Origin of the sequence: Hathewaya massiliensis (assembly GCF_902143515.1) — a bacterium.
Lineage (GTDB): Bacteria > Bacillota > Clostridia > Clostridiales > Clostridiaceae > Hathewaya > Hathewaya massiliensis.
Genome location: NZ_CABFVD010000008.1, coordinates 55,205 through 66,915, shown reverse-complemented (window position 1 = coordinate 66,915; position 11,711 = coordinate 55,205). Strand labels below are relative to the sequence as shown.

At 29.3% G+C, this 11,711-nt stretch carries 10 protein-coding genes; 9 read left to right on the top strand and 1 reads right to left on the bottom strand.

What is annotated here, in order from left to right:
* Positions 1–72 precede the first annotated feature (72 nt).
* The 4 genes from FNZ64_RS13545 (at position 73) to FNZ64_RS13530 (ending at position 3,710) form a co-directional block, all read left to right on the top strand.
* Entirely contained in the window at positions 73–744 is a 672-nt protein-coding gene (locus FNZ64_RS13545) for a PspA/IM30 family protein (RefSeq protein ID WP_142415541.1), read from the top strand.
* Positions 745–863: 119 nt separating this feature from the next.
* The gene (locus tag FNZ64_RS13540; protein ID WP_142415540.1) at positions 864–1,892 is read left to right on the top strand and encodes a TFIIB-type zinc ribbon-containing protein; all 1,029 of its coding nucleotides are present in this window, start codon (positions 864–866) and stop codon (positions 1,890–1,892) included.
* Positions 1,889–2,689 carry a TPM domain-containing protein gene (locus FNZ64_RS13535; RefSeq protein ID WP_142415633.1) on the top strand — a complete coding sequence of 267 codons (801 nt, stop codon included), beginning with the start codon at positions 1,889–1,891 and terminating at the stop codon, positions 2,687–2,689. The genes FNZ64_RS13540 and FNZ64_RS13535 overlap by 4 nt, the downstream gene beginning before the upstream one ends.
* A gap of 40 nt (positions 2,690–2,729) precedes the next feature.
* A complete protein-coding gene (locus FNZ64_RS13530) occupies positions 2,730–3,710 on the top strand; it encodes an SPFH domain-containing protein (protein WP_142415539.1) in 981 nt (326 codons plus the stop codon).
* Positions 3,711–3,961: 251 nt separating this feature from the next.
* Here the strand turns inward: FNZ64_RS13530 and FNZ64_RS13525 are convergent, their stop codons facing one another.
* Positions 3,962–5,152, bottom strand: coding sequence for a coenzyme F420-0:L-glutamate ligase (locus FNZ64_RS13525; RefSeq protein ID WP_142415538.1), 1,191 nt, complete (start codon positions 5,150–5,152; stop codon positions 3,962–3,964).
* Between the two features lie 129 nt (positions 5,153–5,281).
* Between FNZ64_RS13525 and FNZ64_RS13520 the strand changes: the two genes are divergently transcribed.
* From FNZ64_RS13520 to FNZ64_RS13500, 5 genes are all read left to right on the top strand, one after another.
* On the top strand, positions 5,282–6,172 hold the full coding sequence (locus FNZ64_RS13520; protein ID WP_142415537.1) for a LysR family transcriptional regulator: 891 nt from the start codon (positions 5,282–5,284) through the stop codon (positions 6,170–6,172).
* Positions 6,173–6,370: 198 nt separating this feature from the next.
* Entirely contained in the window at positions 6,371–8,251 is a 1,881-nt protein-coding gene (htpG, locus tag FNZ64_RS13515) for a molecular chaperone HtpG (RefSeq protein ID WP_142415536.1), read from the top strand.
* 250 nt (positions 8,252–8,501) lie between these two features.
* Entirely contained in the window at positions 8,502–9,659 is a 1,158-nt protein-coding gene (locus FNZ64_RS13510) for an ABC transporter permease (RefSeq protein WP_142415535.1), read from the top strand.
* Positions 9,652–10,338, top strand: a complete 687-nt coding sequence (locus tag FNZ64_RS13505; RefSeq protein ID WP_142415534.1) for an ABC transporter ATP-binding protein — start codon at positions 9,652–9,654, stop codon at positions 10,336–10,338. The genes FNZ64_RS13510 and FNZ64_RS13505 overlap by 8 nt, the downstream gene beginning before the upstream one ends.
* Positions 10,339–10,546: 208 nt before the next feature.
* Positions 10,547–11,536, top strand: coding sequence for a helix-turn-helix domain-containing protein (locus FNZ64_RS13500; protein WP_142415533.1), 990 nt, complete (start codon positions 10,547–10,549; stop codon positions 11,534–11,536).
* Positions 11,537–11,711 lie beyond the last annotated feature (175 nt).

Genomic DNA, 11,711 nt, shown 5'->3' with positions numbered 1-11,711 from the left:
AGAACCCTTTGATATTTAATAGATTATAATTATATATTAGTAAAATAAATTAGAATAAGAGAGGTTATTACTATGGGAATTCTAACAAGGTTTAGGGAAATTATGTCAAGCAATATTAATGCATTATTAGATAAGGCTGAGGATCCAGAAAAAATGGTTGATCAATGTTTAAGAAATTTAAATAGTGATCTAGGAAAAGTAAAGGCTGAAACTGCTTCTATTATGGCAGAGGAACAAAGGGCAAAGAGAGAGTTAGATGAATGTATATCTGAGACTAATAAGATGGAAAAGTATGCAATAAAGGCATTAGAAGCTAACAATGAAGAAGATGCTAGAAAGTTCTTAGAAAAAAAATCTCAATTAACAAATAAGGAAGTAGAACTTAGAGGAGCATATAATTTAGCTTCCACCAATGCAGCTCAAATGAGAGAAATGCATAATAAACTTGTACAGGATATAGGAGAATTAGAGTCACGCAAATCTATGATTAAGGGAAAAATGTCTGTGGCTAGAACTCAGGAGAGGCTTAATAAAATGGGTTCTTCTATAAATGATGCTAATAGATCTGTATCTGCCTTTGAGAGAATGGAAGAAAAGGCTAATAGAGCTTTAGATGAAGCTAATGCTATGGCAGAATTAAATAGAGGGCCTAAGGATGACATAAAAGATTTAGAGGCTAAATATGATGATAGTACAGATGTAGATGATGAGTTAGCTAAACTTAAGGCAAGATTAAATAAGTAAATAATACCTAATACTTATAAGAGCTGCACAATTTGTAGTGGCTCTTTTCTCCAACTTTGAAGAATAAAGGGTATTCTAAGGGGATAGTCATCAGATTAATAGTAAGAGGTGGATAAATAATGGTAATATGCTATAAATGCCCTAGTTGTGGTAGTGATATGGTTTTTGATAGTGAATCAGAAATGTTATCTTGCCATAGTTGTGGAAGAAAGGATAATATAGAGCAGTTTTCAGAAGAATTTATAAGCACTAACTTTTCAGAAGATGAGGCTAAAGAATATCATTGTAAGAATTGTGGAGCAGTAATTATTACAGAAGCAGAAACCACAGCAACTACCTGTAGTTTTTGTGGCTCAGGAGTTGTTCTTTTAGATAGGTTATCAGGAACCATGGCACCAGTGAAGGTTATTCCTTTTACTATTAGTAAGGAACAGGCTATGGAAGCCTTTAAAAAGTGGTGCAAAAAGGGACGTATTACTCCAAAGGGATTTATGACAGCTAATAGAGTAAAGAATATTACAGGAATGTATGTGCCTTTCTGGTTATATGACCTAAATAGTCAGGTTCAGGTAGATGCTCACTGTACTAAGGTTAGAACATATACTGAAGGAGATTATATATATACGGAAACTAAGCATTATGAGGTATACAGAAATATTGATCTTAACTATTTAAAGGTACCAGTGGATGCTTCTATAAAAATGAATGATGAACTTATGGACAAGCTTGAACCATACGATTATAATAATCTAAAAGATTTTAAAACACCGTATCTTGCGGGATATATTGCAGAAAAGTATAATTATGATAATAATCAGCTTTTTCCAAGGGCTCAATATAAAATAGATCAATATATAAATGAGTATATAAATTCAACCATTACACGATATAATACAGTTGACTATAGGAATAAAGACATTAATACTATAGAAAGAAGCTCCTATTACACACTTTTTCCAATATGGATGATTTGTTATGATTATAATAAATCTGAACATATATTTGCTATGAATGGGCAGACTGGAAAGGTTGTTGGGAAACCCCCTATTAGTTATCCTAAAGTTGCCATGTGGTTTACTGGCATTTTTAGTACTATATTTTTATTATTTAAATTGATTTCATTTATGATAGGGGGAGTTTTTTGGTGAAGAATAAAATAAGTTTAAAGGTTATTCTTTTTCTTCTTTGTTTATCTATGTTTATTCCACTTGCAAGTAATACAGTTATAGCTTTTGCTGAGAATAAGCAAAGGGTTTATGACTTTGCAGAAATTTTTAGCAAGGATGAAATAAAAGATCTTGAAATTATGTGCAATGAATATAGTTCTAAAAAGGAGACAGATTTTATTATATTAACTACCAATGAAACGGGTGGTAGGGAAACTATAAAATATATGCAAGACTTTTATGATGAAAAAGCACTAGGATATGATAAACCCCATGGTAACTGTGCCATATTGACTATAGATATGCAAAATAGATATGTTTACTTAGCGGGCTTTTATAAAGCTAAGGAATATTTAGATGATAATAGACTTGCCATTATAAGAAAAAAAATTACTTCTGATTTAACAAATAAAAATTATTATAAGGCTTCTGAGACTTTTATTAAAACATCCTATAAATATATGGGGATAAGACCTGGAGTTAATCCTAATAATATATTTTTACAAATATGGTTTCAAATTGTTGTTTCTTTGGGAGTAGCAGCTATTTCTGTAATAATTATGGTTTATAACTCAGGCGGAACAGTAACTGTTAATGGAAACACTTATATAGATTCTAAAAATTCTAGAGTTATTGAAGGAAGGGATGATTACATAAGAACCACAGTTACAAGGACTAAAAAATCATCCGATAATAGTTCAAGTGGGGGTAGCTCTGGAGGTGGTGGAGGAGTTACATCAGGTGGGCACTCACATAGTGGTAGTGGAGGCAGCTTTTAAAATATTGTAAGAAATAAGAAAATGAAGGGAAGGATAGCTTATGGCATTTTTTACAAAACAATTTGCTAATGTAGTTGAGTGGGAAGAATTTAGGGATGATATGATTTTTTGGAAGTGGAACAATAGAGAGATTAAAAAGGGAAGTAAATTGATTATTCGTCCTGGTCAAGATGCTATATTCTTAAACAATGGTAAAATAGAAGGAATATTCAAGGATGAAGGTGAATATAACATAGAATCCGACATTATACCATTTTTATCAACTTTAAAAGGTTTTAAGTTTGGTTTTAACAGTGGTATGAGGGTTGAGGTATTATTTGTAAATACAAAGGAATTTACCGTAAAATGGGGTACAAAGAATGCTATTAATATTCCGACACCTCAACTTCCTGGTGGTATGCCTATCCGTGCCAATGGTACCTTTAATTTTAAAGTTAGTGATTATATTTCTCTAATAGATAAAATTGCAGGGGTAAAGGATAGTTATGTTGTAGATGATGTTAAGCTAAGAATAACTTCTATTTTAGATCAACTTTTAATGAAGTGGATTTCTAAAGAAGGAAAGGACATGTTTAATCTTCAAGCAAATGCTTTTGATATTGCACAGGGTATTAAAGAAGATTTGGACATGCAAAGCATGGATAGTGGAATTACTATAACAGGTTTTAACATTATGAGTTTTAACTATCCAGAAGAAATTCAAGATATGATAACTAAGGTAGCTTCCCATGGAATGGTTGGAGACCTTAATAAATACCAGCAAGTGTCTATGGTAGATGGTATATCCTCTGGTAAGGTTAAGGGAGGTGGTGCAGCTTCTGATATGGCTGGTATGATGATGGGCATGAATATGGCAAGTGAGATGATGAAAAATATAAACCAAAATAAAAATGAAAGTACAAACACAAATTCTAATAATAACTCTAATGAAAATAAAAATATTCCTAACTTCTGTCCTAATTGTGGGCAGAAAACTGGACAAGGTAACTTCTGTTCTAATTGTGGTGAAAAATTGGTTTAGAACTATAGAATTCTGATTTATTATTAGAGTGGTTATCAATTGGATAAGTTATGGGCTGTGGAACTAAGGATTTACATGCAATATATTGATTTGCAAATTTTAAATTAGCACAATATATTGCAGTATTTATTCTTAATGCCACAGCCCAATTTAATTATAATAAGTAATAATCCATAATCTAGTTTCTTAAAGCCTTGTACTCAACTTCAAATAACATAAGATAGCCTTAAAACTAGTATAAGATTAGCTTACTACTTTGTATAGTTATCAAAATAACCTTGGATGTATATTATAGGAGTACCTTTATCTCCACTACCTGAAGTTAAGTCAGATAAGGAACCTATAAGGTCAGTAAGCTGTCTTGGAGTAGTTCCTTGTGATTCCATAGATCCAACAAGGTCTTCTTGTTTATTTGTAATATATTCTGAAATAGCTTTTTTAAGTTCTTCACCTTTTAAGTGGGCAAAGTTATTATCAGCAAGATATTTTAACTTAACTTCACTAGGTGTACCTTCAAGTCCTGAAGTGTAAGCTGGTGATACCACAGGGTCAGCAAGTTCCCAAATCTTACCTACTGGATCTTTGAAAGCTCCATCGCCATAAACCATAACTTCTACAGTCTTACCTGTTTTTTCTTTAAGTATATTTTGTATTTTATCAACTATTGGTTGACAATCACGTGGGAAAAGCTTAACAGTTTCTTCTGTAGCTTTGTTTGAACCTAAAAGTCCATAGTTTTCATTATAACCGCTACCATCAATAGATGTTGATAAAATATCATCAAGGCTGTATATTTTTTCTCCACCATTTGCTTTTAAAATTCTTTTAGTTCTAAATCTTGTGTGGATATCGCAAGTTAGAACATTTTTTGTATAATTTAAAATGGTTTTTGCATTGTTGGAGAAGATAACTTCACATTCTGTTCCGTATTCTTCAATTAAAGATTTATAGTAATCAATATAATCTACTCCAGTGAAAACATGTTTTTTATATCCAAAATGTTTACGGAATTCTTCTTCAGTTAACACATCTGTCCAAGGGTTAATGCCTTTTTCATCAAGCATATCCATATCTACTAAATGGTTACCGACTTCATCAGAAGGATAGCTAAGCATTAAAACAATTTTCTTAGTCCCTTTTGCTATACCACGAAGGCAAATAGCAAAGCGGTTACGGCTTAAAATAGGAAATATTACTCCTACAGTATCTTTGCCAAACTTAGATTCAACATCCTTTGCAATGTTATCAATAGTTGCATAATTTCCTTGAGCACGAGCTACTACAGATTCTGTTACAGTTACTACATCCTTATCATTAATAGAATAGCCTTCTATTTCAGAAGCTTTTAAAACAGTGTTAACCACTATTTCTGCAATGTCGTCTCCTTTATTGATAATTGGGGCACGTAAACCTCTAACTACAGTTCCAACCATTCTTTCCATTTTCATATCTCCTTAACTACTTTCAATTTATATAAGTTGTATAATTAATATCTTATACTTGTATTATATAATACTTTTATGATATAAGTAAAATAAATAAATGTAATGTGAGTTATAAGGAGTGCTTATATGATAAGTAAATTAGATTTGTATAAGGTATTTTGTGAAGTAGCTAAATGTAAAAGTTTTTCTAAAGGTGCAAAGGCGCTTTACATGACTCAACCTGCTGCAAGTCAAGCTATTATGCAGCTAGAAGAGGAACTGGATGTAAGACTTTTTACAAGAACTGCAAGAGGAGTAACCCTCACTAATGAAGGTAAACTTTTATTCGAGCATGCAAACTCTGCTATTAATTTAATTAAGGCAGGTGAAAAAAAGATTTTAGAATCTAAAAATGTAATGTTAGGAGATTTAAAAATAGGGGTGGGAGATGCTATTTCAAGATATTTTCTTTTGCCATATTTAGATAGTTTTCATAATAAGTATCCTAATATTAAACTGAAGATTGCAAATAAAACCACTTTAGAGCTTTGTGCTATGTTAAAGTCAGGGGAAATTGATATTGCCATTTGTAATTTTCCTATTGAAGACCCTTCTTTGGAGATAAAAAAATGTATGGAAGTACAAGATATTTTTGTTTGTGGCAATAAGTACAAAAGTATTCTTTCTATGCCCTTAAATTTTGAAGAGCTTGCAAAGCTGCCCTTAATATTATTAGACACCAAGTCAAACTCTAGGAAATATGTAGAAAAGTATATTTTATCAAAAGGAATTAAAATAAACTCAGAAATTGAACTTGGATCCCATGATTTATTATTAGAATTTGCAAAAATAAATTTAGGTATAGCTTGCGTTATTAAGGAGTTTTCTAAGGAATATCTTAATAATGGAACCCTATTTGAAGTTACCACAGTAGAAGAGATACCTAAAAGAAGCATTGGATTTTGTTTTTTAAAGAGTGTTTCCCTTTCTCCAGCTTCAAAAAAATTTCTGGAGATATTGGAGGGGGAATATGTTTAGGCTATGAATAGGAGAACACTCCACCAGCTTCAATTATATCTTTAGTAGAATAAACAAGAGAGTCATTTAATATTGACATAAGATGTAGGTTATGGTATATAATAATTAGATATTAGCACTCAAGGAGAGAGAGTGCTAATAATTTTAAAAAATTAATAAGATTTATTTATTTCTTTATTACGAAAGGGGAAGGTTTACTTGGAAACAAAACAATTTAAAGCAGAATCTAAAAGACTATTAGATCTTATGATTAACTCAATTTATACTCATAGGGAAATTTTCCTAAGAGAATTAATTTCTAATGCTAGTGATGCAATTGATAAAATTTATTATAAGACATTATCAGACGATTCTTTAATCTTTGAAAAAGATAATTATTATATTAAGATAAGTTCTGATAAAGAAAATAGAACATTAAAGATTTCCGATACTGGTATTGGAATGACAAAGGAAGAATTAGATGAAAATCTTGGAGTTATAGCAAAGAGTGGTTCTCTTCAATTTAAAAAAGAAGTTGAAGCTAAGGAAGGCTATGATATAATTGGGCAATTTGGTGTAGGATTCTATTCAGCTTTTTTAGTAGCTGATAAGGTTACGGTTATAAGTAAAGCTTTAGGTAGTGATGAAGCTTATAAATGGGAATCTCAAGGGGTAGAGGGTTACACCATTGAACCATGTGAAAAAGATTCTGTAGGAACAGAAATTATACTTAAAATAAAGGAAAATACGGAAGATGAAAACTTTGATGAGTATTTAGAAGAATATAAACTAAAATCTATAATTAAAAAATACTCTGATTTTATTAGATACCCAATAAAAATGGACATAACTGAAGAAAGACTTAAAGAAGGCAGTGAAGAAGAATATGAAGAGTATAAAGAGGAACAAACTGTAAATAGTATGGTTCCTATATGGAGAAAAAACAAGAGGGAACTTAAAGAGGAAGATTATAATAATTTTTATGCTGAAAAACATTATGGATTTGACACTCCACTAAAACATATTCATATAAGTGTTGATGGTGTGGTTAGCTATAATGCAATTTTATTTATTCCTGAAAGGACTCCATATGATTTCTATACCAAAGAATATGAAAAAGGATTAGAATTGTATTCAAATGGTGTTCTAATTATGAATAAGTGTGCAGACTTATTGCCAGATTATTTTGGATTTGTAAAAGGGGTAGTAGATTCAGAAGATTTATCCCTTAATATATCCAGGGAAATATTACAACATGATAGACAACTTAAGCTTATTGCTAAAAACATAAAAAATAAAATAAAAGGTGAGTTAGAAAACTTATTAAAAAATGATAGAGAAAAATATGAGAAGTTCTATGACTCTTTTGGATTACAATTAAAATATGGTGTATATAGTGATTTTGGCATGAATAAGGAGGAATTACAAGACTTATTAATGTTCTACTCCTCAAAGGAGAAAAAGAATGTAACTCTAGAGGAATATGTTTCTAGAATGCCAGAAGATCAAAAATACATCTATTACGCTACAGGGGAGTCCATAGAAAGAATTGAAAAACTTCCACAAACAGAGGTTGTATTAGATAAGGGGTATGAAATACTATACTTTACAGAAGATGTAGATGAGTTTGCTATAAAAATCCTTGCAAAATATAAAGAGAAAGAGTTTAAATCAGTTTCAAGTGGAGATTTAGGTATAGACTCAGACGAAAATAAAAACTCAAATGAAGAAGAAAACAAGGAAAATAAAGAACTATTTGAACATATGAAAGAAATCTTAAAAGATAAGGTTAAAGAGGTTAAGGCATCTAAGAGATTGAAAAATCATGCTGTATGCCTAGCTAATGAGGGTGAAGTTTCAATTGAAATGGAGAAGGTATTAAGTGCTATGCCTAATAACCAAAATATAAAGGCTGATAAGGTTTTAGAAATAAATACAAACCATAATGTATTTAAAGCACTAAAAGACGCTTATGAAAATGACAAAGAAAAGCTTCAATTATATACTGAGTTATTATATAATCAAGCATTGTTAATAGAAGGACTTAGTATAAATGACCCTGTAGAGTTTACAAATAATATTTGTGAGTTAATGAAGTAGATATATTTTTGTGAATTAATGAAGTAAATATATTTTATAGAAGCATTATAAATATTAAAAATAAATAGTTTTTACTAAAATAAAAAGGTTTTTGATTAAATCAGGCCTTTTTATTTTTTTCAATAATAAAACGTAATTATTATTGAAAAATAACATATATTACTCTATAATATTTTTAAATAAAAGTATTATATGGATTATAGTGATTAAAAAAATTATAAAAAACTAAAAAATGGAGAGGAAGGGTATAATGAGGCTAGCTTATAACATAGCTATTAGATTTTTAAAATCAAGTAAAATACAAACTTTATTTATAGCTTTGGGAATAGCTATAGGAGTATCAGTGCAAATATTTATAGGTTCTCTTATACAAGGACTTCAAAAGAGCTTAATTGATACAACTATAGGGAATTCTTCTCAAATAACAATATTATCTAAAGAAGATGACAAATTAATAGATAATTGGAAGGATAAAGTTGAGAAAGTAAAATCTATTTCTGCAATTAAAAATATTTCTGTGTCTGCAGATTTCAATGCCTTTCTTAAAAATGGTAGCAATGATTATGCCATATTGGTTAGAGGGTTCAACATTGAAGATGCGGATAAAATATATAATCTAAAAAATAGAATTTATGAAGGTAGTTACCCAAAAGAAGAAAACGAAATAATATTGGGAAAAGACTTTCAAAAAGAATCTGGTGTAAAATTAGGAGATAAGGTGAACATAACTACTGCGAAAGGTAATAAAAAGGAAGTTAAAATAGTAGGTTTTTATGATTTAAAGGTAGCTAGTATAAATAAAAACTGGGTTATAACTACATTAAAAACTTCACAGGATTTATTTTCTCTTGATAATAAGATTTCTTCTATAGAAATGCAAGTAGATGATCCATTTAAAGCAGATGAATTATCTAACACTATAAAGTCCAACTTATCCATTAAAGATATTAAGGTGGAAAATTGGAAAGTACAAAATGAACAACTTTTAAGTGGACTTAAGGGACAGAGCGTATCTAGTATAATGATTCAGGTATTTGTTATTATATCAGTATTATTAGGTATAGCAAGTGTTCTAGCTATAACAGTAGTTCAGAAATCAAAGCAGTTAGGTATATTAAAAGCTATGGGAATACAAGATAGGACAGCAAGTCAAATATTTTTATTTGAGGGAGCTATGCTTGGAGTTCTTGGCGCTATCCTTGGAATAGCTCTAGGAATAGGATTATTATATACGTTTACAAAATTTGCTGTAAATCCAGATGGAACACCTATAGTTTCTTTATATATAAACTATAAGTTTATTGCTTTTTCAGGACTTATTGCAATAGTAGCAGCCACTTTAGCAGCGCTTATACCTGCTATAAATTCATCTAAATTAAGTCCAATAGAGGTGATAAAAAATGGCTAAAGTTATAGAACTAAAAAATATAGAAAAAATTTATGGTAACTTAGTAAAAACACAAGTATTATTTGATTTAGACTTACAATTTGAAGAAGGTTCATTTAATTCTATAATAGGGCAATCAGGTAGTGGTAAAAGTACATTGCTTAATATTATGGGAACCTTAGATACTCCAACTAGTGGGGAAGTTATAATAGATGGCAAGAATACAAAGGGTATGAAGAAAAATCAATTGGCAATGTTAAGAAATGAAACCATAGGATTTATTTTTCAATTTCATTATCTATTACCTGAGTTTACGGCTTTAGAAAATGTATTAATGCCATATAAAATAAAGAAAGTAAATCCCCCTAAAGAAGTTTATGAAAGGGCTAATGAACTCTTAGACCTAGTAGGCTTAAGCAAAGTAAAGAATAATTTATCTACTATGATGTCTGGTGGACAACAACAAAGAACAGCTATAGCAAGAGCTCTTATGAACAATCCTAAGATAATACTTGCAGATGAACCTACAGGGAATTTAGATTCAGAGTCTACAGAAAATATATATAATATTTTAAGAGAGATAAACGAAAAATACAAAACTACTTTTATTATAGTAACTCATGATAGTAAAATAGCAGAAAAAGCAGATAGGATAGTAGAAATAAAGGATGGGCGAATATATAAAGATATTTGCAAATAGAATTTATTTTTAAAAATAAATAATAAGTAAAAAGTATTACGTAATTTAAGGATAATTAAGAGATTTTAGTAAATATAGATTGTTGATTTTTTATATAAGAATAAGTATACTAGTAATAGGTTGTAAATGAAAAACAATATCATTTATAGCCTATTTTATTTATGCTATGGGGATTTTAAATTAATCATTAGCTTTATAGGGGGATGTTATGAATACAGGAAATGGAATAGTAGATGAATATTATAAATATGTTAAAAATAAATATAATTGTAAAACTTCAAATGAAATTTTCACTAAAAAATATATTGTAGGACAAGAGTTTGGAGCAGGAAATTTTTCTAGAACTAAAATTGAAGATGGATTAGAAATATCCATAGCTAGTATTAAAACAGCTATGGATATGGATTTTGATAATAGAAAAAATGCGGATAATATTTTAGAGGTTGGATATTGCTATAGTGGAAATTTAGAAGTTTTTTCTTTACCACAAAATAAGAAGTACACTATTAATAAGGGGGATATTTTTATTTATAAAACCTTAAATAGAGTTGAATACTTTAAATTTAAATATAATGATTATAAAAATATATCTATTCATATGAATTTTAATACTATAAAAAATGTTGTAAATCCATTGTGGGAATATAAGCTTGTATTAGAATGGGAAAAAAATATTGATAAAATATTTAAAAAAGATATATTAATAATTGAAAAGGCTAGTTATGATATAAAGAGAATATCAGAAGATATAGACTCTCTTACAATTAGTAATATTGTGGATTATATGACACTAAAGTTAAAGACCATAGAGTTTTTAACTACTTTTCTTCAAGAAAAGTCTGAGGGCATATTTAATAAAGATATTATGGAAGAAGAAAGCAAGCTTGTAATTAGTGCTAAGGAAATTATAGATAACAATATTGAAAGCACTCCATCCATTAAAGAACTAGCGGAAAATTTAAATACAAGTATATATAAATTGCAAAAAGGATTTAAAAATATTACTGGAAATACGGTATATGAATATATAAAATTATCAAAACTTAAGAGGGCTAAGTACTTATTAAAAAATTCAAGTATGTCCATAATAGAAATTTCAAATGAAATAGGTTATGAAAATCCAAGTAAATTTTCAAAGGTATTTAAGAATTATAATAATATAACTCCACTAAAGTATAGAAATTCAACTAAAAGTTAAAATGTGGTATTGTAGAATTTAACTAGTTACTATAAAGTATTAGAAATGTTTCAATAGTATATAAACCATTAGGTTTTTACTTTTTGGAGCATTTTTAATTTTTTTTGGAGTGGAAGCGATAATGAGTATCAATTACAATGGTTTTGGATGTAATTAGAGGGATGATATTTTATTT